This window comes from Pseudomonas sp. Irchel s3f19, assembly GCF_900187555.1.
GTDB classification, from domain to species: Bacteria; Pseudomonadota; Gammaproteobacteria; order Pseudomonadales; family Pseudomonadaceae; genus Aquipseudomonas; species Aquipseudomonas capeferrum.
In genome coordinates this window covers 602425-626070 of record NZ_FYDW01000003.1, presented here as the reverse complement: position 1 = coordinate 626070, position 23646 = coordinate 602425, and the positions used below count along the sequence as shown (strand labels likewise).

At 63.6% G+C, this 23646-nt stretch carries 25 protein-coding genes; 13 read left to right on the top strand and 12 right to left on the bottom strand.

The features are described 5' to 3' along the window. Positions 1 to 112: 112 nt before the first annotated feature. Both CKW22_RS10805 and CKW22_RS10800 read right to left on the bottom strand, forming a co-directional pair. The gene (locus CKW22_RS10805; RefSeq protein WP_033700808.1) at positions 113 to 1186 is read right to left on the bottom strand and encodes an AI-2E family transporter; all 1074 of its coding nucleotides are present in this window, start codon (positions 1184 to 1186) and stop codon (positions 113 to 115) included. A gap of 12 nt (positions 1187 to 1198) precedes the next feature. Then, positions 1199 to 2254 (bottom strand): DUF2066 domain-containing protein, encoded by a 1056-nt coding sequence (locus tag CKW22_RS10800; protein ID WP_047581677.1) that lies wholly within the window; start codon positions 2252 to 2254, stop codon positions 1199 to 1201. A gap of 386 nt (positions 2255 to 2640) precedes the next feature. On the opposite strand from CKW22_RS10800, the gene purM reads away from it, so the two are divergent. From purM to CKW22_RS10780, 4 genes are all read left to right on the top strand, one after another. Then, a complete protein-coding gene (gene purM, locus CKW22_RS10795; RefSeq protein ID WP_033700811.1) occupies positions 2641 to 3699 on the top strand; it encodes a phosphoribosylformylglycinamidine cyclo-ligase in 1059 nt (352 codons plus the stop codon). Beyond that, complete coding sequence (gene purN, locus CKW22_RS10790) at positions 3699 to 4352, top strand: phosphoribosylglycinamide formyltransferase (protein WP_095064095.1); 654 nt, start codon at positions 3699 to 3701, stop codon at positions 4350 to 4352. The genes purM and purN overlap by 1 nt, the downstream gene beginning before the upstream one ends. Positions 4353 to 4360: 8 nt before the next feature. Next, positions 4361 to 5071, top strand: a complete 711-nt coding sequence (locus CKW22_RS10785) for a DUF3108 domain-containing protein (RefSeq protein WP_033700814.1) — start codon at positions 4361 to 4363, stop codon at positions 5069 to 5071. Between the two features lie 173 nt (positions 5072 to 5244). Beyond that, a complete protein-coding gene (locus tag CKW22_RS10780; RefSeq protein ID WP_033700816.1) occupies positions 5245 to 5427 on the top strand; it encodes a hypothetical protein in 183 nt (60 codons plus the stop codon). Between the two features lie 45 nt (positions 5428 to 5472). Here the strand turns inward: CKW22_RS10780 and CKW22_RS10775 are convergent, their stop codons facing one another. From CKW22_RS10775 to CKW22_RS10745, 7 genes are all read right to left on the bottom strand, one after another. Next, entirely contained in the window at positions 5473 to 6012 is a 540-nt protein-coding gene (locus tag CKW22_RS10775; protein ID WP_033700817.1) for a DUF2058 domain-containing protein, read from the bottom strand. A 24-nt stretch (positions 6013 to 6036) separates the two neighbouring features. After that, positions 6037 to 6870, bottom strand: coding sequence for a nucleoside triphosphate pyrophosphohydrolase (gene mazG / locus CKW22_RS10770; RefSeq protein WP_095064094.1), 834 nt, complete (start codon positions 6868 to 6870; stop codon positions 6037 to 6039). 61 nt (positions 6871 to 6931) lie between these two features. Beyond that, a complete protein-coding gene (relA, locus tag CKW22_RS10765; RefSeq protein WP_033700819.1) occupies positions 6932 to 9172 on the bottom strand; it encodes a GTP diphosphokinase in 2241 nt (746 codons plus the stop codon). A 96-nt stretch (positions 9173 to 9268) separates the two neighbouring features. Then, complete coding sequence (gene rlmD, locus CKW22_RS10760; RefSeq protein WP_095064093.1) at positions 9269 to 10627, bottom strand: 23S rRNA (uracil(1939)-C(5))-methyltransferase RlmD; 1359 nt, start codon at positions 10625 to 10627, stop codon at positions 9269 to 9271. Then, positions 10628 to 11527: a cysteine synthase CysM gene (gene cysM, locus CKW22_RS10755; protein WP_047581666.1), complete on the bottom strand. Its 900-nt coding sequence runs from the start codon at positions 11525 to 11527 to the stop codon at positions 10628 to 10630. Positions 11528 to 11614: 87 nt separating this feature from the next. Further along, positions 11615 to 13012, bottom strand: coding sequence for a sensor histidine kinase (locus CKW22_RS10750; protein WP_033700823.1), 1398 nt, complete (start codon positions 13010 to 13012; stop codon positions 11615 to 11617). Positions 13013 to 13015: 3 nt separating this feature from the next. Beyond that, a complete protein-coding gene (locus CKW22_RS10745) occupies positions 13016 to 13732 on the bottom strand; it encodes a response regulator transcription factor (RefSeq protein WP_095064092.1) in 717 nt (238 codons plus the stop codon). A 195-nt stretch (positions 13733 to 13927) separates the two neighbouring features. Between CKW22_RS10745 and CKW22_RS10740 the strand changes: the two genes are divergently transcribed. The 4 genes from CKW22_RS10740 to CKW22_RS10725 are packed head-to-tail and all read left to right on the top strand — an operon-like array spanning position 13928 to position 18592. After that, the gene (locus CKW22_RS10740; protein ID WP_033700825.1) at positions 13928 to 16684 is read left to right on the top strand and encodes a response regulator; all 2757 of its coding nucleotides are present in this window, start codon (positions 13928 to 13930) and stop codon (positions 16682 to 16684) included. A gap of 48 nt (positions 16685 to 16732) precedes the next feature. After that, positions 16733 to 17722, top strand: a complete 990-nt coding sequence (locus CKW22_RS10735; protein WP_095064091.1) for a 2-hydroxyacid dehydrogenase — start codon at positions 16733 to 16735, stop codon at positions 17720 to 17722. Between the two features lie 31 nt (positions 17723 to 17753). Further along, positions 17754 to 18191: a hypothetical protein gene (locus CKW22_RS10730; protein ID WP_033700828.1), complete on the top strand. Its 438-nt coding sequence runs from the start codon at positions 17754 to 17756 to the stop codon at positions 18189 to 18191. Beyond that, the gene (locus CKW22_RS10725; RefSeq protein WP_033700829.1) at positions 18188 to 18592 is read left to right on the top strand and encodes an META domain-containing protein; all 405 of its coding nucleotides are present in this window, start codon (positions 18188 to 18190) and stop codon (positions 18590 to 18592) included. Before CKW22_RS10730 ends, CKW22_RS10725 begins: the two co-directional genes overlap by 4 nt. Positions 18593 to 18625: 33 nt before the next feature. Here the strand turns inward: CKW22_RS10725 and CKW22_RS10720 are convergent, their stop codons facing one another. Next, the gene (locus tag CKW22_RS10720) at positions 18626 to 19090 is read right to left on the bottom strand and encodes a TlpA disulfide reductase family protein (protein WP_033700831.1); all 465 of its coding nucleotides are present in this window, start codon (positions 19088 to 19090) and stop codon (positions 18626 to 18628) included. 85 nt (positions 19091 to 19175) lie between these two features. On the opposite strand from CKW22_RS10720, the gene arsC reads away from it, so the two are divergent. The 3 genes from arsC to CKW22_RS10705 are packed head-to-tail and all read left to right on the top strand — an operon-like array spanning position 19176 to position 20537. Then, the gene (arsC, locus tag CKW22_RS10715; protein ID WP_033700832.1) at positions 19176 to 19529 is read left to right on the top strand and encodes an arsenate reductase (glutaredoxin); all 354 of its coding nucleotides are present in this window, start codon (positions 19176 to 19178) and stop codon (positions 19527 to 19529) included. Then, a complete protein-coding gene (wrbA, locus tag CKW22_RS10710; protein ID WP_033700833.1) occupies positions 19526 to 20131 on the top strand; it encodes an NAD(P)H:quinone oxidoreductase in 606 nt (201 codons plus the stop codon). Before arsC ends, wrbA begins: the two co-directional genes overlap by 4 nt. After that, positions 20124 to 20537: a DUF2069 domain-containing protein gene (locus CKW22_RS10705; protein WP_033700835.1), complete on the top strand. Its 414-nt coding sequence runs from the start codon at positions 20124 to 20126 to the stop codon at positions 20535 to 20537. Before wrbA ends, CKW22_RS10705 begins: the two co-directional genes overlap by 8 nt. Positions 20538 to 20580: 43 nt before the next feature. On the opposite strand, the gene CKW22_RS10700 is transcribed toward CKW22_RS10705, so the two are convergent. Both CKW22_RS10700 and ttcA read right to left on the bottom strand, forming a co-directional pair. Then, positions 20581 to 21252 carry a DNA-3-methyladenine glycosylase I gene (locus CKW22_RS10700; protein WP_047581654.1) on the bottom strand — a complete coding sequence of 224 codons (672 nt, stop codon included), beginning with the start codon at positions 21250 to 21252 and terminating at the stop codon, positions 20581 to 20583. 4 nt (positions 21253 to 21256) lie between these two features. Beyond that, positions 21257 to 22081 carry a tRNA 2-thiocytidine(32) synthetase TtcA gene (ttcA, locus tag CKW22_RS10695; RefSeq protein WP_033700837.1) on the bottom strand — a complete coding sequence of 275 codons (825 nt, stop codon included), beginning with the start codon at positions 22079 to 22081 and terminating at the stop codon, positions 21257 to 21259. A gap of 262 nt (positions 22082 to 22343) precedes the next feature. Here ttcA and CKW22_RS10690 point away from each other — a divergent pair, with 262 nt between their 5' ends. Beyond that, on the top strand, positions 22344 to 22943 hold the full coding sequence (locus CKW22_RS10690; protein WP_033700838.1) for a Yip1 family protein: 600 nt from the start codon (positions 22344 to 22346) through the stop codon (positions 22941 to 22943). A 140-nt stretch (positions 22944 to 23083) separates the two neighbouring features. Continuing rightward, on the top strand, positions 23084 to 23578 hold the full coding sequence (locus tag CKW22_RS10685) for a SprT family zinc-dependent metalloprotease (RefSeq protein WP_033700839.1): 495 nt from the start codon (positions 23084 to 23086) through the stop codon (positions 23576 to 23578). The last annotated feature ends 68 nt before the right edge of the window (positions 23579 to 23646 follow it).

Here is a 23646-nt window from a genome sequence, read left to right as displayed (position 1 = left end):
TGGACAGTGTGCAAAGTCTATACCCGCAACGCGGACGGCACAATCAGGGAGCAGAAGAGCACAAGCAAAATCAAAGGCTTGCGACCTGCTCTGCTCGGTCTGACTGGGTAATTTACAACTGCGGATCGACATCGGCGTCATACATGTCCGACTCTTTGTACAGATCATGCACATGACGTAGCAGCACCATGATCACTGCCGCCACCGGCAGCGCCAGCAGCACACCGGTGAAGCCGAACAACTCGCCACCGGCAAGAATGGCGAAGATCACTGCCACCGGGTGCAAGCCGATACGGTCGCCCACCAGCAACGGCGTCAGCACCATGCCTTCCAGCGCCTGGCCGACCATGAACACCGCAACGATGCCCAGCATCGGATACAGGTCGCCACCGAACTGGAACAGGCCGGCGACCAACGCCGCACCAATACCGATGATGAAGCCCATGTACGGCACGATGGCTGCCAACCCCGCCAGCATGCCGATCAACAGGCCGAGTTCGAGCCCCACCAGCATCAGCCCTGCCGAGTAGATGACGCCCAGCGCGAGCATCACCATCAATTGGCCGCGGACGAACGCGCCCAGGACTTCATGGCACTCTTGCGCCAACCCCACTATTTGCGACTCGCGCTGGCGCGGCAGCAGGCTGCGCAACTTGGCCATCATCAGGTCCCAGTCACGCAGCAGGTAGAACCCCACCACCGGGATCAGCACCAGGTTGGCCAGCCAGGCCATCAAGGCCAGGCTCGAAGCCGTCGCCTGGGACAGCACGATGCCGACGATGTCGGTGGTCTGGCCCATGTGCTCGCCAATGGCTGCCTTGATCTTGTCGAACTTCCAGAAGCCATCGGCCAGGCCAAGGCGGTGTTGCACCCAAGGCAACGCCTGATGCTGCAACCAGTCGAGCATCTGCGGCGCCAGCTCGTACAGGCGCAGCAGCTGCTTGGCCAGCATCGGCACCAGCACCAGCAGCAGGGCCATGAACAGCAGGGTGAAGAGGCTGAACACCACCACCACGCCCCAGGTGCGTGACAGCCCCAGGCGCTCCAGGCGGTCAACCAGAGGGTCTGCCAGATAAGCCAGCAGAATACCGATCAGAAAGGGGGCAAGAATGTTGTGCAAGCTATATAGCAGCACGGCGAACAGCAGTGCCGCACCCAGCCAGATCCAGCGGCGCATATCGGTCACGGTCGGTACTCCTTACCAGCGAAAACGCAGGCCGTCGAACGGCTTGGGCACTGCGGGCTGCTCTGCGGCAGCGCCAGGTGCAGGCGCGGGGACCACGGGTACAGCGGGGACCTGCTCGGCCGGCACTTCCTGCAGCTTGGCCAGCCCCAGTTGGGCACGCAATTGTTCGCGGTTGGCGGTGACACCGTAGGTCAGCGTGCTGCCTTCGGCCATCTTCAGTCGCGCGCCGTACGGTTCGAGCACCCGGCTCAATTCGGCGTAGCGCTGCAGGTTCATCCCCTGCACCTGGAGCTGCAGCTGGCTGCTGGCACCAGGGCGGGTCACATAGCGCGGCGCCAGGCGGCTGCTCACCGCCAGCATCACCGCGTCGGCCAAGGCCGCCTGGTCGGCGCCCTCGGCATTACCCTGCTCGCGCTGGTCACCCACCCACAACTGCCATCTGCCTTGCCATTTGCCATCCGCTTCATGGGCGTGGACCGCCAGCAGTGCATCGGCCGCGTAGCGCTCGGACGCTTCGCGCAGCGGCGCTGGGTCACTGGCCTCGATTTGCTTGGCGTTGGCCACCAGTTGCTCCTGCAGGTCGGCCAGCGGCAAGCGCAATGGCAAGCCTCGGTGCTGTGCCGCACGGCGCAGTGGCTGGGCAGTGGCCTGGCCGTCGCCGACCAGGTTGCTACCTTCGACGCTGTCGTTGAGCCACCAGCCGATGATCGACGGCCGGTTGCTGCCCCACAGGGCCAGGCCGGCCTTGCGCAAGGCACGTTCGGTACTGCCGGGGTCGAACTCGACCAGTACCGATTCGGGCGGGCCGGCTTCGGTACCGACCTGGTTGATGATTTGCTGCGGGTCCTTGCGCAACTCCGCCAAAGCCGGGTTTTGCGCCGCTTTCGGGTCGCCGGTCAGGCGCAGAATCAAGGTATCGAGGGCCTTGCCGGTTGCCTGGGTACGGGCTTCGGCGCCCTGCCCTGCAAGCGGCTCACGCACTTGGTAGAGCCCGGAGACGGTTTCGGCCTGGGCGGCGACAGCCACCAGGGCAAGGCATCCCGCTGCCAGATTTTTGAGAAGATGCATGAAGGATTCCTGTCCAGAAACTAGGTGAAACGGGCCGTTAACGTGCAGGTTGTGACCGCGGTGGAACGAAAAATGCTCCTCTATGGCTACACCTTATACAGGGGGGCGCGTGACTGCCAGGCGCAGGCCGTGGGAATTTGTAGAGCACACAAACCTCAAACCTTACCTCTGCTCCCAAAAAAACCAAGCAAGCCCCCTCCCCCCCATCACCTTTTTAACGCTTTCGACCCCTGCCCGTCGGCCTGAGGATGGCCGCTGCACGGCAACCCTGATAAAATCGCGCGCCTTCGCAGACCTCTGACGTTTCAGGCAGCCGCCGCTTACACAGCCGGCCTTGGCCGTCATGGTCGTTTTTAAGAATCCCTCCCTCCTAAAGGCCTGGATCAATGAGCAAGCAACCCTCCCTGAGCTACAAGGACGCCGGTGTAGACATCGACGCCGGCGAAGCACTGGTCGAACGCATCAAGGGCGTGGCAAAACGCACCGCACGCCCTGAAGTCATGGGTGGCCTGGGCGGCTTCGGCGCCCTCTGCGAGATCCCGGCCGGCTACAAGCAGCCGGTTCTGGTCTCCGGCACCGACGGCGTCGGCACCAAGCTGCGCCTTGCCCTGAACCTGAACAAGCACGACAGCATCGGCCAGGACCTGGTCGCCATGTGCGTCAACGACCTGGTGGTATGCGGTGCCGAGCCGCTGTTCTTCCTCGACTACTACGCCACTGGCAAGCTCAACGTCGACGTCGCCGCCACCGTAGTCACCGGCATCGGTGCCGGCTGTGAACTGGCCGGTTGCTCGCTGGTCGGTGGCGAAACCGCCGAGATGCCAGGCATGTACGAAGGCGAAGACTACGACCTGGCCGGCTTCTGCGTCGGCGTCGTGGAAAAGGCCGAGATCATCGACGGCTCCAAGGTTGCCACCGGTGACGCGCTGATCGCCCTGCCGTCTTCCGGTCCGCACTCCAACGGCTACTCGCTGATCCGCAAGATCCTCGAAGTGTCCGGCACGGACATCGAAAACACCCAGCTCGACGGCCAGCCACTGACCGACCTGCTGATGGCGCCGACCCGCATCTACGTCAAACCGCTGCTGCAATTGATCAAGCAGACCGGCGCAGTCAAGGCCATGGCCCACATCACCGGTGGCGGCCTGCTGGACAACATCCCGCGCGTACTGCCAAAGAACGCCCAGGCCGTGGTCGACGTGGCCAGCTGGCAGCGCCCGGCGGTATTCGACTTCCTGCAGGCACAAGGCAACGTTGACGAGCATGAAATGCACCGCGTACTGAACTGCGGCGTCGGCATGGTCATCTGCGTAGCCCAGGACCAGGTCGAAAACGCCCTGAACGTGCTGCGTGCAGAAGGCGAACAGCCTTGGGTCATCGGCCGCATCGAGCAGGCCGCCGAAGGCGCCGCCCAGGTCGAGCTGCAGAACCTCAAGGCACACTGATGCCGAGCAAGACCTGCAATGTAGTGGTACTGCTGTCGGGTTCCGGCAGCAACCTGCAAGCCCTGATCGACAGCTGCCGCAGTGAAGACAGCCCGGTGCGCATCCGTGCGGTGGTTTCCAACCGCGCCGATGCCTACGGCCTGCAGCGCGCTGCAGCCGCTGGCATCGATACCGCCGTGCTGGACCACACCGGCTTCGACGGCCGCGAAGCCTTCGATGCGGCGCTGATGGCACGCATCGACGGCTTTGCGCCCGACCTGGTGGTGCTGGCCGGTTTCATGCGCATCCTCAGTGGCGGTTTCGTGCGCCACTATCAGGGCCGCCTGCTCAATATCCACCCGTCGCTGCTGCCCAAGTACAAGGGCTTGCATACCCATCGCCGGGCTCTGGAGGCAGGCGACGCCGAGCATGGCTGCAGCGTACACTTCGTCACCGAGGAACTCGATGGCGGCCCACTGGTCGTACAGGCTGTGGTACCGGTGACGTCGGACGACACCGCTGAAAGCCTGGCCCAGCGGGTTCACCACCAGGAACACCAGATCTACCCGCTGGCGGTGCACTGGTTCGCCGAAGGACGCTTGCGTCTGGGTGAACACGGTGCGTTACTGGATGGCCAGCCTCTGGCGGCCAGCGGTCACTTGATTCGACCCTAGGAGAATATATGCGTCGCGCCCTGCTTTTGGCTCTCGCCGTGCTCGCCCTGCCCCTCCAGGCAGCTGATCTGAAGCCTTTCTCGGCCAGTTACACCGCCGACTGGAAGCAGCTGCCCATGAGCGGCACCGCCGAACGCAGCCTGGTCAAGAATGCCAATGGTACCTGGGACCTCAATTTCCGGGCTTCCATGATGATCGCCAGCCTGACCGAGCAAAGCACCCTGCGCCTGGAAAACGACACCCTGCTGCCGCAGAAGTATCACTTCGAACGTGGCGGCCTGGGCAAGGCGAAGAAGGTCGACCTGAACTTCGACTGGAACAGCAAGAAAGTCACCGGTAGCGACCGCGGCGATGCCGTCAGCCTGCCGCTCAACCGCGGCGTGCTCGACAAGTCGTCCTACCAGCTGGCGCTGCAGCATGACGTGGCCGCCGGCAAGAAGAGCATGACCTACCAGGTGGTCGACGGTGACGAGATCGACACCTACGACTTCCGCGTACTGGGCACCGAGAAGGTCACCACCAAGACCGGCCAGGTCGATGCGGTCAAGGTCGAGCGCGTGCGCGACCCGAGCCAAAGCAAGCGCATCACCGAGCTGTGGTTCGCCAAGAACTGGGACTACCTGCTGGTGCAACTGCGCCAGGTCGAAACCGATGGCAAGGAGTATGTGATCGTGCTGCAGGATGGCACGGTCGATGGCAAGGCGGTGAAGGGTAACTGATCAACCGCAGCCTGAAGCACCTGCAGCCCCGCCTTGTGCGGGGCTTCTTTTTGCCTGGCCGCCCTTACATGAAACTTGTTTCATGCCCGTTTTATTTACTTAGGCTGCTAACAAACTCTATAAAGAAGACCTGCGACACAGTGCCGCAGCCAACTGAAAAGTGGAGTTTACCGATGACAGTCCAAGTAACCGAACGCGACGAATCGAAAATGTCCCACGAAGGCCTGGCCGCTGGCGTGCGGATCTGGGATGTGCACCAGCAGGGCCAACTGGTCGGAATGTTTCACAACGAACATGAAGCCCACCAGTATCGGGTAGAGCTCGAAGACCTGGAAAACCTGCGCGCCACGCAATGACACCGCCTTCAAAAGAAAACCCCGCCTAGGCGGGGTTTTTCATGCTTACCACATCAGGTCGTCAGGGATCTTGTAAGCCGCATAAGGGTCATCCTCGTTGGCCTCTTCGACGTGGGTGTTGAGCAGCAGCACGCGATGCGGGTCGCGCTCCTGGATCTTCACCGCCGCCTCACGCGGAATCACCTCGTAGCCGCCAGCGAAAGAGACCACCGCCAGCGAGCCATTGCTCAGCTTGCTGCGCATCAGGGCATTGACGGCAATGCGCTTGACCTTCTTGTCGTCGACGAAGTTGTAGTAGTCCTCGCTGTTGAGCTTGGGCAGGCGAGTCGCTTCGATCAACTGCTTGACCTGCGCGGCACGGGCCTTTTGCTCGGCCTTTTCCTGCTGCTGGCGGTTAAGCTCCTGGTCACGCTTGGCCTTGTCAGCCATGGCTTCCTTGGCGAGGCGCTGCTGGGTGTCATCCACCTCGACCTGGCCTTTGTGCTCCAGGCGCTTTTGTTTCTTTTCGGCTTTGTTGGTCTGCGAGACCTGTTTCTGGTTGACCAGACCGGCTTTGAGCAATTGGTCGCGAAGGGAAAGGCTCATGAATTCACTCACTTATGCAACAGCTCAGCCGCAGCTGGGCAGGTTCTTTTCCTGACGTTTGGCTTCACCCCAAAGGGCATCCAGCGCGTCAAGGCTACAATCTTCGATGGGCCGACCGCTGTCGCGCAATGCCTGTTCGATAAAGCGGAAACGTCGCTCGAACTTGCGGTTGGCGCGGCGCAGGGCATGCTCCGGGTCTTGCTTGAGGTGGCGGGCCAGGTTGACGGTGGCGAACAGCAGATCGCCGACCTCGTCTTGTAGGGCATCGGCATCACCGTCGGCCATGGCCTGCAGGACTTCATCCAGCTCCTCGCGGACCTTGTCCAGCACCGGCAATGCGTCAGGCCAGTCGAAACCGACCGTGGCCGCACGCTTCTGCAGTTTGGCTGCCCGCGACAGCGCCGGCAATGCCGCAGGCACATCATCGAGCAGCGACAGCTGTTCAGGCTCGCTCTTTTCGGCGCGCTCTTCGGCCTTGATCTGTTCCCAGCGCAACTTGACCTCGGCCTCGCTCAGGCTGGGCGTGCCCACCGGTGCGTACAGCTCGCCGGTGGGGAATACGTGCGGGTGGCGGCGGATCAGCTTGCGGGTGATGCTGTCGACCACCCCGTCAAAGGCGAAACGCCCCTCTTCCCGGGCCAGTTGGCTGTAGTAGACCACCTGGAACAACAGGTCGCCGAGCTCGCCCTGCAAGTGCTCGAAATCGCCGCGCTCGATGGTGTCGGCGACCTCGTAGGCTTCTTCGAGGGTGTGCGGGACGATGCTGGCGTAGTCCTGCTGCAAATCCCACGGGCAGCCATGTTGCGGGTCACGCAGGCGGGCCATGAGGTGCAGCAGGTCTTCGAGGGTGTAGGTCATTAAGCAAGGTCCTCCGGTGGTGGCTGCTCGCGGGTGAACCCGCGAAGCTGCCACCCCAGTCTCAAGGCGTACGATTACGCCGCGTCTCGATGATGTTCGGCAACTGCGAGATCCGCCCCAGCAAGCGCCCAAGCGCATCCAGGCCTGGAATCTCGATGGTCAGCGACATCAACGCCGTGTTGTCTTCCTTGTTCGAGCGGGTGTTGACCGCCAGCACGTTGATCTTCTCGTTGAGCAGTACCTGCGACACGTCACGCAGCAAGCCTGGGCGGTCGTAGGCACGGATGACGATGTCGACCGGGTAGGTCTGCACCGGGATCGGCCCCCAACTGACCTGGATCATCCGCTCTGGCTCCTTGCCTGCCAGTTGCAGCACCGAAGCGCAGTCCTGGCGGTGGATGCTCACACCCCGGCCCTGGGTGATATAGCCGACGATGGCATCGCCTGGCAGCGGCTGGCAGCAGCCGGCCATCTGCGTCAGCAGGTTGCCGACACCCTGGATCTGGATATCGCCGCGCTTGCCGGTACGCGGCCCGGTGGGCTTGCGTTGCACCAGCTCGATCTGCTCGATGCGCTCGGGCTCGAGCAATTGCTGGGCGGCGTTGACCAGGTGCGCCAGGCGCAGATCACCCGCACCCAGCGAGGCGAACATGTCTTCGGCGGTCTTGACGTTGGTCTTCTCGGCCAGGCGCTCGAAGTCCACCTGGGGCAGGCCCAGGCGGCTGAGTTCACGTTCGAGCAAGGTCTTGCCGGCCGCCACGTTCTGGTCGCGTGCCTGCAGCTTGAACCAATGGACAATCTTCGCCCGTGCCCGCGAGGTGGTGACGTAACCCAGGTTGGAGTTCAACCAGTCACGGCTGGGGTTGCCGTGTTTGCTGGTGATGATCTCGACCTGCTCGCCCGTCTGCAGGCTGTAGTTGAGCGGCACGATACGCCCGTTGATCTTGGCGCCGCGGCAGTTGTGACCGATTTCGGTGTGCACGCGGTAGGCGAAGTCCAGCGGTGTAGCGCCCTTGGGCAGGTCGATGGCATGGCCGTCGGGGGTGAACACATAGACCCGGTCAGGCTCGATGTCGACCCGCAGCTGTTCGGCCAGGCCGCCGATGTCACCCAGCTCTTCATGCCACTCGAGCACCTGGCGCAGCCAGGAAATCTTCTCTTCGTAATGATTGGAGCTGGGCTTGACGTCGGTACCCTTGTAGCGCCAGTGCGCGCACACGCCCAGTTCGGCTTCCTCGTGCATGCCATGGGTACGGATCTGCACCTCCAGCACCTTGCCCTCGGGGCCGATCACCGCCGTGTGCAACGAGCGGTAGCCGTTCTCCTTGGGGTTGGCGATGTAGTCGTCGAACTCCTTGGGGATGTGCCGCCACAGCGTATGAACGATGCCCAATGCGGTGTAGCAGTCGCGGATCTCCGGCACCAGCACGCGCACTGCGCGCACATCGTAGATCTGGCTGAATTCCAGGCCTTTGCGCTGCATCTTGCGCCAGATCGAATAGATGTGTTTTGCCCGGCCACTGATATCGGCATTCACGCCGGTGGCCAGCAGTTCGTTCTGCAACTGGTTCATCACGTCGCTGATGAAGCGCTCGCGGTCCAGCCGGCGCTCGTGCAGGAGCTTGGCGATCTGTTTGTACTGGTCGGGTTCGAGGTAACGGAAAGACAGGTCTTCCAGCTCCCACTTGATGTGACCGATACCCAGGCGGTGAGCCAGTGGTGCATAGATGTCGAACACTTCGCGCGCGACACGCAGGCGTTTATCGTCGTCGGCAGCCTTGACCGCGCGGATTGCACAGGTGCGCTCGGCCAGCTTGATCAGCGCCACGCGCACATCGTCGACCATGGCCACGAGCATCTTGCGCAGGTTCTCGACCTGCGCCTGGGAGCCCAGCACCAACGATTGGCGCGGGCTGAGACTGGCACTGATGGCCGCCATGCGCAGCACGCCGTCGATCAATTTGGACACCACCGGCCCAAAGCGCTGACTGACTTCGGCCAAGGTCACTTTGCCTTCGCGCACCGAGCGGTAGATGACGGCCGCTACCAGCGAATCCTGGTCGAGCTTGAGGTCGGCGAGAATTTCGGCGATCTCCAGGCCCGCCTGGAAGCTGGACGTACCGTCGGCCCAGGAATGCTTGGCAGGGTTACCCTTTCTCTCGACTTCGTGAGCGAACTCGCAGGCTTCTTTGAGTTCCGCGCGATTCAGGGCCGAATCGACGCTTACCACATGATCCAGCCATGCTTCGAGATTGATACTGCCGTCGGTGTTGACCGGCTGGTGCACTCTCACCTGTACCATCTTTGTTTTACCTTTCCATACAGCGCACCACGCGGGTACGCAGGCTTCCACTGTGTGGCCGCCATTCCCTGGCAACCCCACCAACGGGCCAGTCTGCTAGCCCGCCTCGAATAACGCCATGGCCTCGACATGCGCCGTCTGAGGAAACATGTCGAGAATCCCGGCCCTTTTTAACCGGTACCCCTGACCGACCAGCACCTGGGCGTCTCGCGCCAGCGTGGCCGGGTTGCACGATACGTAGACCAGCCGCTTGGCCTTGAGGCGGGCGATATCTCGCACCACCTCGAAAGCACCGTCGCGCGGTGGATCCAAGAGTACCGCAGAAAAGCCTTCGGCGGCCCATTCGGCACCTGCCAAAGGCTGCGATAAATCGGCCTGAAAAAACCGTGCGTTATGCACATTGTTGTTTCGGGCATTGGCCGCAGCCCGATCGACCATGGCCTGTACACCTTCCACCGCCACCACTTCACGGGCCTGGCGGGCCAGCGGCAGGGCAAAGTTGCCCAGGCCGCAGAACAGGTCCAGCACACGCTCGTCGGCCGTGGGTGCGAGCCAGGCCAGGGCCTGCTCGATCATCGCCGTGTTGACCTGCGCGTTGACCTGCACGAAGTCGCCGGGGCGCCAGGCCAGTTCCAACTGCCAGGGCTCAAGGGCAAAGCCCAGTTTCGCGGCCGTATCCACGGGCGCCGGCTCACCTTCACCCTGCAGCCAGAGCTGCGTCCCGGCCTCGCTGCAAAATGCCTGCAGGCGTGCCAGGTCATCTTCCGCCAGCGGCGCGACATGGCGTACCAGCACGGCTTCGGCAGTGCCGCTGAACAGCTCGACATGGCCGATTACCTGCGGTTTGCTCAACGCACGCAAGGCGGTCGGCAAGTGACGCAGAATCGACTGCAAGGGCTGTACCAGCACCGCGCATTCGTCGATGGAAATGATCTCCTGACTGGCTTCGGCACGGAAGCCGACTTCCAGCTGACGCGCCTTGATGTCCCAGCGCACGGCTACCCGCGCCCGGCGTCGGTAGCCGAATTCCGGCCCGCTCAGCGGGGCGGCCCATGCGTCGGGTTGTATGCCGGCAACCCGCTGCAGTTGCTCGGCCAGCGTGCGCTGCTTGAGCGCCAGTTGCCCTTCGTGGGGCAAATGCTGCAGGTTGCAGCCACCACAGCGCGCATAGTGCCGGCACGGCGCCTCGCGCCGTTCGGGGCTGGCCTGCAGCACGCGTTCCAGGCGCGCCTCCACCACCTTGCCGCGGGCATTGAGCACGCGGGCCTCGACGGCCTCACCGGCCAACGCGCCGCTGACGAACCAGGTACGCCCTTCATGGAAGGCGATGCCACGGCCGTCACCGGCCAGGCGCTCGATATCCAGGCGCTGTTTCTTGCCCACGGGAACCTGAGGGCTACGGTTGCCACCGGCTGGCTGGAAGCGCAGGCCGCTGTTGCTTTTCTTCTTGGACATTTAGCTCGGGTCAAACAGGCCAGTGGACAGGTATCGGTCACCACGGTCGCAGATGATTGCGACCATTACCGCGTTTTCCACCTCGTGGGACAGGCGCAGCATCGCCGCGACCGCACCGCCGGAAGACACGCCGCAGAAAATGCCCTCTTCACGGGCAAGGCGGCGGGTGATGTCTTCGGCTTCCTGCTGCGACATGTCGACCACGCGGTCCACGCGGCTGGCGTCGAAGATTTTCGGCAGGTATTGCTCCGGCCACCGACGGATGCCCGGGATAGCCGAGCCTTCCATCGGCTGCAGGCCGATGATCTGCACCGCCGGGTTCTGCTCCTTGAGGTACTGCGAGCAGCCCATGATGGTGCCGGTGGTACCCATGGAACTGACGAAATGGGTGATGTTGCCCTGGGTCTGCTGCCAGATCTCCGGGCCGGTGCTGTTGTAGTGGGCGATCGGGTTGTCGCCATTGGCGAACTGGTCGAGCACCAGGCCGCGGCCTTCGGCCTGCAGCTTCTCGGCGAGGTCACGGGCACCTTCCATGCCCTCCTCCTTGGTCACCAGGATCAACTCGGCGCCGTAGGCCGTCATGGCGGCCTTGCGTTCGGCGGTGGAGTTGTCCGGCATGATCAGGATCATCTTGTAACCCTTGATCGCTGCCGCCATCGCCAGGGCGATGCCGGTGTTGCCCGAGGTGGCCTCGATCAGCGTGTCGCCAGGTTTGATCTGGCCGCGCAGTTCGGCGCGGGTGATCATCGACAGCGCCGGGCGGTCCTTGACCGAGCCGGCGGGATTGTTGCCTTCGAGCTTGAGCAGAAGCGTGTTGCTGGTCTCTCCGGCAATGCGCTGCAGGCGAACCAGGGGCGTATTGCCGACGCAATCGGCGATGGTTGGGTACTGCAAGGTCATGGCGTATTTCACAATCCGGACGGCAGGGGCGCCTATCATACCGGCAAACCTTTCCCGGCCATATCACGCAATCTGCGATGCATATAGCTACACGCTATAAGCGGGGCGCTGCGGCCGCTTGTCGCCCTGTTCGCGGGCTGCGGGTTCATGCACGGGCAGGCGCATCCACAAGCGCAGGCCCCGCTTGCCATTCTCCGCCCACAAGGTCCCGCCCTGGCGCTGGATGGCGCTGCGGGCAATGCTCAAGCCCAAGCCGAACCCGCCGTCGCCGGGGCGCGAACCATCCAGCCGGGAAAACGGCGCGAAGATCCGTTCCAGGTCCTCCTCGGCCACGCCCCGGCCTTCATCCTCCAGCCACAGCCACCAGTGGTTGCCCTCGCGCTGCCCGCCGAGGCGTACCAGGCCGTCGGCCGGCGAGTGACGGATGGCATTGCGCAGCAGGTTTTCCAGCGCCTGGGCCAGGTAATTGAGATTGCCCTGCACCCAGCAACTGGCGGGCAGTTCACAGCGCAGCCGCGCGGGTGACCAGCCGCTTTCGTAACTGGCATCTTCGGCGAGCAGCTCCCACAGCGCCTGGACCTGGATCGGCTCCAGGTTCATCGGCGCGCGCTCGGCGTCTTGCCAGGCCAGTTGCAAGGTGCCCTCGACCAATTGCTGCATGCAGTCCACCTCACGCGCCAGCCGCTCGCGCAGGCCCTGCAGGTCGGTTTCGCCATCACAGGCCACACGCAGCCGGCTAAGCGGCGTGCGCATTTCGTGGGACAGGTCGCGCAACATCTGCTGCTGCAGGGCCACCGTGCCCTGCAGCCGGTCGGCCATCTGGTCGAACGCCCGGGCCAGTTCGCCAAGCTCGTCATGCCGGGCAATGGTGCGCGGGTCGAGGCGCGCCGACAGTTGGTCGGCGCGCCAGGCATTGGCCTGCTCACGCAACTGGTTGAGTGGCACGATCAGCATGCGGTACAGGCCCACGCACAGCAGCAGGGTGAACAGACCAGGGATGATGCCGTTGGTCACCACCCGCCACAGCACACGGTACTGGCCGGGGTTGAGGCGCTCAGGCAGCTCGATCACCAGCATGCCCTGCTCCGGCGCCCCCGGGAATGGAATGCGCAGCCAAGGTTGGTCGACACTGCGCCGGCTCATGGGCCAGTCGACGCTGCGCAGGCGCGTCAGCCTTTGCATGATATCGGGGCGCAGGGTGGCGCTGTCGAGCGGCCGCAGGTTGCTGTCGAGCACGCCGACCCAGCCGCGCTCGCGCTGGTGCATCTCGCCCACCCACTGGTCCAGCCCTGCTCGCCCGCCGCTGCGCCAGGCCCGTTCGGCCTCGGCCGCGTAGCCGCGCAGCAACTGCCGCGCCGGCTCGGAAAGGAAGGCGTTCTGGGTTTCCATGTGCCGGCCCCAGGTGTAGCTCAGGCCGATCATCAGCAGGCAGAAGCCCACCAACAGAATGGCCAGCTTCCAGAACAGTGAATGGCGGTCGAGCATGGCTTACTCCATTTCGCTGGCGCTGAGCACGTAGCCCTTGCCCCAGACGGTGCGGATCTGCCGCTCCTGGTAGCCGATGCCCTTGAGCTTGCGGCGGATCTGGCTGACGTGCATGTCCAGGCTGCGATCATGCCGCGAGTAACCCCGCTGCAGAACCTGCTGATAAAGGAAGGGTTTGCTCAGCACCTCATCCAGGTTGCGGTTGAGGATCTCGAGCAGCCGGTATTCGCTCGGGGTGAGGCCGGCCAGGCGCCCTTCGAGCCGTACATCGCTGAGCGCTTCGTCGAACTGCAAACCGCCTGAAACGGCTTCCTGCTGCGGCTGATGACGCCGCTCCAGGGCCACACGCCGCAGGATCGCCTCGATGCGCACCTGCAGTTCGGCCATGCTGAAGGGCTTGGGCAGGTAGTCGTCGGCGCCCCGCTGAAAACCGCTGATACGATCGGCCTCGGCGCCCAGCGCCGACATCAGAATTACCGGCGTGGCGCTGCGCAGGCGCAACTGGGCCAGTGCATCCAGGCCGTTGAGCCCGGGCAGCAGGATGTCCATGAGCACCACATCGAAGGCCTGACGGCCTGCCGTTTCAAGGCCTTCGAGACCATTGCGGCACCAGGTCACCTGGAAACCGCCCCGCTGCAGCTCTTCGTGCAGATAGGCGCCCAGTACCGGGTCATCCTCGATCGCGAGGATGTTGGAGGCGTGAATAGCTACGGGATTCATTAGCAACTGCCATGCATTCTCAATTGCGCAATTATTGAGCATCCGCTCGGCTGTAAGCAACCGCCCTGCGACCAATGCCTTGCCAAGGCCACGAAAAGACAGACAAATGAGTGCAATACCGGAACAGGCGGAGTAACTTCCCGGCTTGGTCCGTCACGCGGTTGACGGCGTCCAGGCACATGACAGGAGGCAAGTGTGCTCGATCGTTTGGGAATCAGAAGCCGGGTCCTGTTGTTGGCCCTGCTGCCTGCCGGCCTGATGGCGCTGGTACTGGGCAGTTATTTCACCTGGTTGCAGCAAAGCGATTTGCGCACCCAGCTGCTGCAACGCGGCAAGATGATCGCCGAGCAACTGGCGCCACTGGCTGCGCCCGCCATGGCCCGCCTGGCGCCCGCGCAACTGGAGCGGATTGCCGCACAGACCCTGGAGCAAGCCGATGTGCGCGCCGTTGCCTTCCTTGCCCCGGACCGCACGCGCCTGGCCCATGCCGGCCCGAGCATGCTCAACCAGCCGCCAAGCGGCGGCACCGGCACCCAGTTGCTGCAACGCACCGGCAATGATGCCACCCGCTACCTGATGCCGGTCTTCGGCCACCACCGCGACCTGGCCACCGATGCGGTGCCAGCCGAGGCCGAACGCCTGCTGGGCTGGGTCGAAATCGAACTGTCGCATGACGGCACCCTGCTGCGGGGCTACCGCAACCTGTTCACCAGCCTGTTGCTGATCCTCGCCTGCCTGGCCCTCAGCGGCCTGCTGGCCCTGCGCATGAGCCGCACCATCAACGACCCGATCAAACGCATCAAGCACACGGTCAATCAGCTCAAGGACGGCCACCTCGACGAACGCCTGCCGGCCATGGGCAGCCATGAGCTGGACGAGCTGGCCCGCGGCATCAACCGCATGGCCGAGACCCTGCACAGCGCCCATGAAGAGTTGCAGCACAGCATTGACCAGGCCACCGAAGACGTGCGCCAGAACCTGGAAACCATCGAGATCCAGAACATCGAGCTGGACATGGCCCGCAAGGAAGCCCTGGAGGCCAGCCGGATCAAGTCGGAGTTCCTGGCCAACATGAGCCACGAGATCCGCACCCCGCTCAACGGCATCCTCGGTTTCACCCACCTGCTGCAGAAAAGCGAACTGACGCCGCGCCAGCTGGATTACCTGAGCACCATCGAGAAGTCCGCCGACAACCTGCTGGGGATCATCAACGAGATCCTCGACTTCTCCAAGATCGAGGCCGGCAAGCTGGTGCTCGACAGCATTCCGTTCAACCTGCGCGACCTGGTCCAGGACACCCTCACCATCCTCGCCCCTGCCGCCCACGCCAAGCAGCTCGAACTGCTCAGCCTGATCTACCGTGACACCCCGTCTTCACTGGTCGGCGACCCACTGCGCCTCAAGCAGATCCTCACCAACCTGGTGAGCAACGCCATCAAGTTCACCCGCGAAGGCACGATCGTCGTGCGCGCCATGCTCGAGGACGAACGCGAAGACAGCGCACAGCTTCGCATCAGCGTGCAGGACACCGGTATCGGCTTGTCTCCGCAGGATGTGCGCACCCTGTTCCAGGCCTTCAGCCAGGCCGACAACTCGCTGGCTCGCCAGCCCGGTGGCACCGGCCTGGGCCTGGTGATTTCCAAGCGCCTGATCGAGCAGATGGGCGGCGAGATCGGCGTCGACAGCACGCCGGGTGAAGGCTCGCAGTTCTGGATCAGCCTCAACCTGCCCAAGGCCCACGACGATGCCGAAGACCTGCCGCTGCAACCGCTGCTGGGGCGGCGCGCGGCCATCGTCGACAGCCATGAGCTGGCGCGCCAGGCACTGGAGCATCAGCTTGAGGACTGCGGCCTGAGCGTCAGCCTGTTCGCTTCTTTCGATCAGTTGCTGCATGCCGTGCAGGCCGCCCACCAGGCTGGCCACCCCTTCGACTTCGCGGTGCTCGGCGCCAACCTGGGCAACCTCACACCAGAGCAGCTCGGGGAATATCACCTGCACCTTGAGCGCTACCAATGCCAATGCGTGGTGTTGTGCCCGACCACCGAGCAGGCGCTGTATCACCCCTACCTGCCCAATGGGCATGGCCAGTTGCTGTCCAAACCGACCTGTACGCGCAAGCTGCGTCGGCTGTTGCTGGAGCTGGTGCAGCCACGTCGCCCGCTCGGCGAGCCAAACGTCCACAGCGGCCAGCGTCAGCCGAAGATCCTCTGCGTTGATGACAATGCGGCCAACCTGCTGCTGGTGCAGACCCTGCTCGAAGACCTCGGTGCCGAGGTACTGGCGGTGGACAATGGCTACGCGGCGGTGCAGGCAGTACAGGACGAGCCGTTCGACCTGGTGCTGATGGACGTGCAGATGCCCGGCATGGATGGCCGCGCCTGTACCGAGCAGATCCGCCTGTGGGAAAACGCCCAGAACGGCAGCCCGCTGCCGATCGTCGCCCTCACCGCGCATGCCATGGCCAACGAGAAACGCGCCCTGCTGCATGCTGGCATGGATGACTACCTGACCAAGCCGATCAGCGAGCGGCAGCTGGCCCAGGTGGTGATGAAGTGGACCGGCCTGAGCCTTGGCATGCCACAGCAGGAACGCCTGGCAGAACAACTGGCCAACAGTGACGAACTGAAGGTGCTGGACCCCGAGGAGGGCTTGCGCCTGGCAGCCGGCAAGCCCGACTTGGCGGCCGACATGCTGGCCATGCTGCTGGCGTCGCTGGAATCCGATCGCGAGGCGATACGCGCTGCGCGTGAAGCGCACGATCACACCACGCTGATCGAGCAGGTACACCGCCTCAACGGCGCTTCGCGTTATTGCGGCGTGCCGCAACTACGGGCGGCATGCCAGCGCAGCGAGACCTTGCTCAAACAGGAGCATCCGCTTGCACAGCAGGCACTGGATGAGCTGGACAGCGCGATCAACCGGCTGGCCTGTCAGGCTCACCTGAATGCCTGACAGGCCAGGCGGCTAAAATACCCAGCCCCTCGTAAAGGAAGCCCGACCATGCGCGCCCTGTTGTTCAGCAGCCAGCACTACGACCAGGAGAGTTTTACCCAGGCCGCCGCCGGCACTTTATTGGACCTGCACTTCCAGCCTGCCCGCCTGACCCTGGACACCGCGCCCCTCGCCGATGGCTACGAGGTGGTCTGCGCCTTCATCAACGATGAACTCGACGCCCAGGTGCTGGCGCGCCTGGCTGCGGGCGGCACGCGCCTGATCGCCCTGCGCTCGGCGGGCTACAACCATGTCGACCTGAACGCCGCCCAACGCCTGGGTCTGGCCGTGGTGCGGGTACCGGCCTACTCGCCACACGCCGTGGCCGAGCACGCCGTGGCCCTGATCCTCGCCCTCAACCGGCGGCTGCACCGGGCCTACAACCGCACCCGCGAAGGCGACTTCACCTTGCACGGCCTGACCGGCTTCGACCTGCACGGCAAGACCGTCGGGGTGGTCGGCACCGGCCAGATCGGCGCTGCCTTCGCCCGCATCATGGCCGGCTTCGGCTGCCAGTTGCTGGCCTACGACCCCTACCCCAACCCGGAGCTGCTGGCCCTCGGCGCCCGCTACCTGGCACTGCCCGAGTTGCTGCGCGAAGCGCGCATCATCAGCCTGCATTGCCCGCTGACCGAGCACACCCGGCACCTGATCAACGCGCAGAGCCTCGCGCAGTTGCAACCCGGGGCAATGCTGATCAACACCGGCCGAGGAGCCCTGGTCGACACCCCGGCCCTGATCGACGCGCTCAAGCGCGGCCAGCTCGGCTACCTTGGCCTGGATGTATACGAGGAAGAGGCCCAGCTGTTTTTCGAAGACCGCTCCGACCTGCCACTGCAAGACGACGTGCTGGCCCGGCTGCTGACCTTCCCCAACGTGATCGTCACCGCCCACCAGGCCTTCCTGACCCGCGAAGCCCTGGACGCCATCGCCACCACCACGCTGGACAACATCAACTGCTGGATGGCAGGCAATCCACAGAATCTGGTATTGGGTTAATGCTAGGATACGCGGCATTTCTGGAGGACCCATGGTCGAGCACGATTTCCGCTACACCCTATTCAACCCGCAACACACCCTGATCGAGTGCCGCGCCCTGGTACCCGGTCGCTATCAGGTGACCGGCAACGGCGGTTCGATGCACAAGGGCGACACTTTGCTGGTCACCCTCAAGGGCAGCAAGGACTTGTCCATGCGCCTGTCCGTGGAAAGCGTGCGACACCTGATCAACCCGCGCGGCCAGTGGGTCGCCGTGGCCAGCGGCCCGGTGTTCAACGAACTGGAAATCCTCAACTGGCAGGTCGCGTGCGACCAGTGCGACGCACTGCTGGATTTCGAGTTCGCGGTGGACGCCAAGCTGGGCAAGAAAGCCCGCCAACCGGCTGCCAGCGCACGTATCGCTGAGCTGGGCTGGGCCAGCCGTGGCGAAAAGCACCTGTGCCCGCGTTGCCAGGAGAGCGCTGCGTGAAAAATCTGCTGACCGGCGTGCTGATTGCCACCGGCCTGCTCGGCTGCGCCGCGCAACCGTCGAAGCTGCAGCAGGAGCGCAGCTATGTGCTGGAGTGGATCGGCGAGCGCCCGCTGATTGACTACAGCCACCTCACCCTGACCCTGGCCAGTGATGGTCGCGCGTATGGCAATGGTGGCTGCAACCACTGGTTTGCACCTTATACGCTGGACGGCGAGCAGCTGAGCTTCGGCAAGGTCGGCAAAACCCGCAAACTGTGCGCACCGGCGCTGATGGAGCAGGAAAAACGCTTCCTGCAGGCGCTGGAGACCGTACAGCGCTGGGATGTGTCGCCTGTGGAGCAGATGCGCTTCTGGCCGGCCGAGGGCAAGCCATTGCGGTTCTGGCCTGAGGAAGGCTGAAGGTAATGGGGCTGCTGTGCAGCCCCATTTACATCAAGCGCCCTTCAGCGCCTTGATCTTGGCCTGCAGCCCTTCCAGGGTCTGCTCACCCATCAGTTGCTCACGCACCTTGCCCTTGTCGTCGATGATGTAGGTCACCGGCAGCGCCTCGCTGCGTGGCAGTTCATAACGCTCGGCCGGGTCCTGCGCCAGCACGGTAAAGCCGATGCCCAAGGTGTCGGCAGCCTGCTTCAGGTCTTGGCCCTGCAAGCCATCGAAGTTCACCCCAACCACCTTGATACCGTCCGCTGCCCATTGCTTGGCCGCCGCGTTCAGTTCAGGGATTTCGGTACGGCACGGGCCGCACCATTCGGCCCAGTAGTTGAGCACCAGCCAGTGCCCCTCGATCTGCTCGGCCTTTACCGTGTTGCCGTGTTGGTCCACGCCGTAGTCGGCACCGCAACCACCGAGCAATAGGCTCGCGGTGATGGCCAGTACTGCTGCCAAACGCCTTGCCATGGGTCAATCCTTCTCGAAGTTTCAAGCAAATGGTTCAGTCGCTGCGGTTAGAATAGCCGCCACACCCAGCTGGATGCGACCCGACATGACTGACCTGACGCTCTATCATAACCCGCGCTGCTCTAAATCCCGCGGCGCGCTGGAACTGCTCGAAGCCCGTGGCCTGACGCCAACCATCGTGCGCTACCTCGAGACACCGCCGGACACCGCCACCCTGGCGGCCCTGCTCGGCAAGCTGGGGATCGCCCCGCGCCAGCTGCTGCGCACTGGCGAAGACGAATACAAGGACCTGAACCTGGCCAACCCGGCCCTGACCGACGCGCAACTGATCGACGCCATGGCCCAGCACCCTAAGCTGATCGAGCGGCCGATCCTGGTGGCCGGCGACCGCGCCGTGATCGGCCGCCCGCCGGAGAAGGTGCTGGAGATCCTGCCGTGAGCCAGCCCTTCATCCTGGTGTTGTATTACAGCCGCCATGGTTCCACCAGCGAGATGGCCCGGCACATCGCCCGCGGTATCGAAATGGCCGGTATGGAGGCACGCCTGCGCACGGTGCCGGCGATTTCTACCGAATGCGAAGCCGTGGCCCCGGACATCCCGGCCAGCGGCGCGCTGTACGCCACCCTCGACGACCTGCGCCATTGCGCCGGCCTGGTGCTGGGCAGCCCGACCCGCTTCGGCAACATGGCCGCGCCGCTGAAGTACTTCCTCGACGGCACCAGCAGCCTGTGGCTGGGCGGTGAGCTAGTCGGCAAGCCGGCTGGGGTGTTCACCTCCACCGCCAGCCTGCACGGTGGCCAGGAAACCACCTTGCTGTCGATGATGCTGCCGCTGATGCACCACGGCATGCTGGTGATGGGCCTGCCCTACAGCGAGTCGGCATTGCTCGAGACGCGTGGCGGCGGTACACCGTACGGCGCCAGCCACCATGCCGGTGCCGACGGCAAGCGTGAGCTCGATCAGCACGAAATCACCCTGTGCCGCGCCCTCGGCCAACGCCTGGCAACCACGGCCAAGGCCCTGGAGGCCGCGCGTGGCTAGAAAGCCCAAGGTGTTGCCGCCGCTGGACTGGCTGGCACCGCGCCTACGCCTGACGCGAACGTTGAGCCTGGCCTGCTTTTTTGGGCTGATGGCGTTGCTGGTGGCGAACAACCTGTGGTTCGCCAACTTGCACGGGGCACGGGTCGAGGTGATTCTGGCCGTCGAGCTGGTGCCGCTGCTGTTGCTGCTGCCGGGTATGCTCACGGGCAGTGCCCGGGCGCATGCCTGGACCTGCTTTGTGGTGAACATCTACTTCATCAAGGGGGTGCTGGCGGCGTTCGACCCGGCGCGGGCGGTGTTTGGCTGGATTGAGGTGATCGTGAGCCTGGGGCTGTTCGTCAGCGCGCTGCTGTTCGTGCGCTGGAAGTTCCAGCATGAGCGGCGCCTGGCGGGCGAAGGGGCTTGAGTTCAGGGCTGCTTTGCAGCCCATTCGCGGGGCAACGCTAATCTCAATGGTTGACGGTATGCGCCAGCATCACCGACAACTGGCACAACGGCCGCCCGCTCTCTTCGTGCCACTGGTTGAACGCCTGCTGCACCAAGGCCAGGTCTCGCTGGCTGGTCGGTTGCTTGTCAATCACCTTCTGCGCAATCAGCGCGGCGGCCATGTCGTCGGTCGGGATAAACGTATCCTTGCCGACCATGCGCAAGAACCGCGGTGCCGACAAGCCGCCCAACTGGTTGCCCTGCTTGGCCAGGTACTTCCACAAGCCGACGATGTCGGTCACCGGCCAGTCGGCGATGAATGCGCCGAAACTGCCCTTCTCCTTTGCCACATCAAGCACCATCTGCGCATTGCGCGGCACGCTCTTGAGCTTGCCCAGGTGGCGGATGATGCGCTCGTCCTGCATCAACCGCTCCAGGTGCTCGGCGCCCATCAGCACCACCTTGTGCGGATCGAAGCCAAAGAACACTTGCTCGAATGCCGGCCACTTGGCATCTACCAGGCTGTGCTTGAGCCCGGCGCGGAACACGCGCAGGGCCAAGGTCGACAGGTAGCGATCGTCACTGATGTCACGCAGTTGCGCAGGCGTGCGTGGCTGCGGCAGAAAGGCCTCAAGGGCCTGGGCCGAGCCGAAGCGGTTCAGGCAGTACTCATGCAGCCACTGGTAATCGCGCATGGGGTCAGATGTTCAGCACGTCGAGAAAACGCGGCGTGGCGCTTTCGTCGATCTTCAGGCTGGTGAAGTCGAACAGATTGCGGTCCGCCAACTGCGACGGCGCGACGTTCTGCATGGCGCGGAAGATGCTCTCGGTACGGCCCGGGTGCTTACGCTCCCACTCCACCAGCATGTCCTTGACCACTTGGCGTTGCAGGTTTTCCTGCGAGCCGCACAGGTTGCACGGGATGATCGGGAATTCGCGCATGTCCGAGTAGGCCTGGATGTCCTTCTCGCTGCAGTAGGCCAGCGGGCGGATCACCACGTTACGGCCATCGTCGGCACGCAGCTTGGGTGGCATGCCCTTGAGCGAGCCATTGAAGAACATGTTGAGGAAGAACGTCTCGACCATGTCGTCGCGGTGGTGCCCCAGCGCCATCTTGGTCGCGCCGATTTCGTCGGCGAAGGTGTACAAGGTGCCACGGCGCAGGCGCGAGCACAGCGAGCAGGTGGTCTTGCCTTCGGGGATCAGTTCCTTGACCACCGAGTAGGTGTCTTTCTCGACGATGTGGTACTCGACGCCCAGGGTCTTGAGGTAGGCCGGCAGCACATGCTCGGGGAAGCCGGGCTGCTTCTGGTCCATGTTCACCGCCACGATCTCGAACGAGATCGGCGCCACCTTTTGCAGGTGCAACAGAACGTCGAGCATGGTGTAGCTGTCCTTGCCGCCGGACAGGCAGACCATGACCTTGTCGCCATCCTCGATCATGTTGTAGTCGGTGATGGCTTCGCCAGCGAGACGACGCAGGCGTTTTTGCAGTTTGTTCTGGTTGACCGAGAGGGTGCCCATAGCGCTTGGATCCGCGAGGTGTGACAAAAGCCGGCTATTTTACGCACAAACCGCGCGGCGCTGTAGGCATTCCGATAAAGACTTCAAGGTAATCAGCAGGCGGTCTTACAGCGCAATTTGCTCTAAAAAGCGCGGTTTGTGCAGGTAACGGCTTCCTATACTGCGACATAAGGCCACATTACCGCTTGCATTGGTGTTCGGGCCTCGGGCCGCTTGCGCTCCATCTGGGGGGCGTTTGGCAACATTGAGAGGAGTGATCGGCATGATTCATCACGTTGTGGGGCTGTTTACCCATCCCGATCAGGAATGGCGGGAAATTCGTGGCGAAGAAGAATCCATCAGCCACATGTACCTGACGCACACCTTGATCCTGGCGGCGATCCCTGCCGTTTCCGCATTCATCGGTACCACCCAGGTCGGCTGGGTGATTGGCGACCGGCCGGCAGTGATGCTGACCATGGAAAGCGCCATCTGGATGAGCATCATGTCCTACCTGGCGATGCTCGCCGGGGTGGCGGTAATGGGCGCGTTCATCCACTGGATGGCGCGCACCTACGATGCCAACCCGTCCATGGCGCAGTGCATTGCCTTCGCCACCTACACCGCCACGCCGTTGTTCCTCGGCGGCCTGGCGGCGCTCTACCCGCACCTGTGGCTGGGCATGCTGCTCGGCACTGCAGCCATCTGCTACACCGTGTACCTGTTGTATGTCGGCTTGCCGACGTTCATGAACATTCCATCCGATGAAGGCTTCCTGTTTTCCAGCTCGGTGCTGGCGGTAGGCCTTGTGGTACTGGTGGCGATCATGGCCGCGACCGTGATCATCTGGGGACTGGGCGTGGGGCCCGTCTACACCAACTAGAGCAACCCAACGAGATCCAACCAACACTGGGGCATCAACCAGAGGCCGCCGCAAGGCGGCCTCTGGCTGTGCGCTGACCGGTGGCTCGGCAAGCCGCCAAGGCTTGCGGCATAATGCCGGGCAAGGAGAATTACCCCGCCATGCCAGAGCTGCTCAGACAACGCGTCGAAACCTGTTACCAGCAAGCCGAAACCTTCTTCAAACGCCCCTTCCCGCGCCCGGAAGTCAGCTTCAAACTGCGCGGCCAGAAGGCCGGCGTTGCCCACCTGCACGAGAACCTGCTGCGCTTCAACCTGCAGCTGTACCGCGAGAACCACGAAGACTTCCTGCGCCAGACTGTTGCCCACGAGGTGGCGCACCTTGTGGCTCACCAGCTGTTTGGCGAGCGCATCCAGGCCCATGGCGAAGAGTGGCAACTGATCATGCGTGGGGTGTATGAGCTGCCACCCAACCGTTGCCACAACTATGAAGTGCAACGGCGCGTGGTAACCCGCTACATCTATCGCTGCCCGTGCCCGCAAGGTGATTTCCCGTTTACCGCACAGCGGCACAAGCTGGTGCGCCAGGGGCGACGGTACCTGTGCAAGCGGTGCCGGGAGACTCTGGTGTACAGCGGCGAGACGCGCGTCGAATAGCCCACAGCGACCTTCCCCCCCACAAACAGCACATCCCTCAGCAGCAATAAAAAAGGCGACCCGAGGGT

Excerpts from the sequence above, each read along its gene's own strand:
- CKW22_RS10800 (WP_047581677.1), bottom strand. The coding sequence starts at position 2,254 with ATGCATCTTCTCAAAAATCTGGCAGCGGGATGCCTTGCCCTGGTGGCT.
- purM (WP_033700811.1), top strand. The coding sequence starts at position 2,641 with ATGAGCAAGCAACCCTCCCTGAGCTACAAGGACGCCGGTGTAGACATC.
- purN (WP_095064095.1), top strand. The coding sequence starts at position 3,699 with ATGCCGAGCAAGACCTGCAATGTAGTGGTACTGCTGTCGGGTTCCGGC.
- CKW22_RS10785 (WP_033700814.1), top strand. The coding sequence starts at position 4,361 with ATGCGTCGCGCCCTGCTTTTGGCTCTCGCCGTGCTCGCCCTGCCCCTC.
- CKW22_RS10780 (WP_033700816.1), top strand. The coding sequence starts at position 5,245 with ATGACAGTCCAAGTAACCGAACGCGACGAATCGAAAATGTCCCACGAA.
- CKW22_RS10775 (WP_033700817.1), bottom strand. The coding sequence starts at position 6,012 with ATGAGCCTTTCCCTTCGCGACCAATTGCTCAAAGCCGGTCTGGTCAAC.
- mazG (WP_095064094.1), bottom strand. The coding sequence starts at position 6,870 with ATGACCTACACCCTCGAAGACCTGCTGCACCTCATGGCCCGCCTGCGT.
- relA (WP_033700819.1), bottom strand. The coding sequence starts at position 9,172 with ATGGTACAGGTGAGAGTGCACCAGCCGGTCAACACCGACGGCAGTATC.
- rlmD (WP_095064093.1), bottom strand. The coding sequence starts at position 10,627 with ATGTCCAAGAAGAAAAGCAACAGCGGCCTGCGCTTCCAGCCAGCCGGT.
- cysM (WP_047581666.1), bottom strand. The coding sequence starts at position 11,527 with ATGACCTTGCAGTACCCAACCATCGCCGATTGCGTCGGCAATACGCCC.
- CKW22_RS10750 (WP_033700823.1), bottom strand. The coding sequence starts at position 13,012 with ATGCTCGACCGCCATTCACTGTTCTGGAAGCTGGCCATTCTGTTGGTG.
- CKW22_RS10745 (WP_095064092.1), bottom strand. The coding sequence starts at position 13,732 with ATGAATCCCGTAGCTATTCACGCCTCCAACATCCTCGCGATCGAGGAT.
- CKW22_RS10735 (WP_095064091.1), top strand. The coding sequence starts at position 16,733 with ATGCGCGCCCTGTTGTTCAGCAGCCAGCACTACGACCAGGAGAGTTTT.
- CKW22_RS10730 (WP_033700828.1), top strand. The coding sequence starts at position 17,754 with ATGGTCGAGCACGATTTCCGCTACACCCTATTCAACCCGCAACACACC.
- CKW22_RS10720 (WP_033700831.1), bottom strand. The coding sequence starts at position 19,090 with ATGGCAAGGCGTTTGGCAGCAGTACTGGCCATCACCGCGAGCCTATTG.
- arsC (WP_033700832.1), top strand. The coding sequence starts at position 19,176 with ATGACTGACCTGACGCTCTATCATAACCCGCGCTGCTCTAAATCCCGC.
- CKW22_RS10700 (WP_047581654.1), bottom strand. The coding sequence starts at position 21,252 with ATGCGCGATTACCAGTGGCTGCATGAGTACTGCCTGAACCGCTTCGGC.
- ttcA (WP_033700837.1), bottom strand. The coding sequence starts at position 22,081 with ATGGGCACCCTCTCGGTCAACCAGAACAAACTGCAAAAACGCCTGCGT.
- CKW22_RS10690 (WP_033700838.1), top strand. The coding sequence starts at position 22,344 with ATGATTCATCACGTTGTGGGGCTGTTTACCCATCCCGATCAGGAATGG.
- CKW22_RS10685 (WP_033700839.1), top strand. The coding sequence starts at position 23,084 with ATGCCAGAGCTGCTCAGACAACGCGTCGAAACCTGTTACCAGCAAGCC.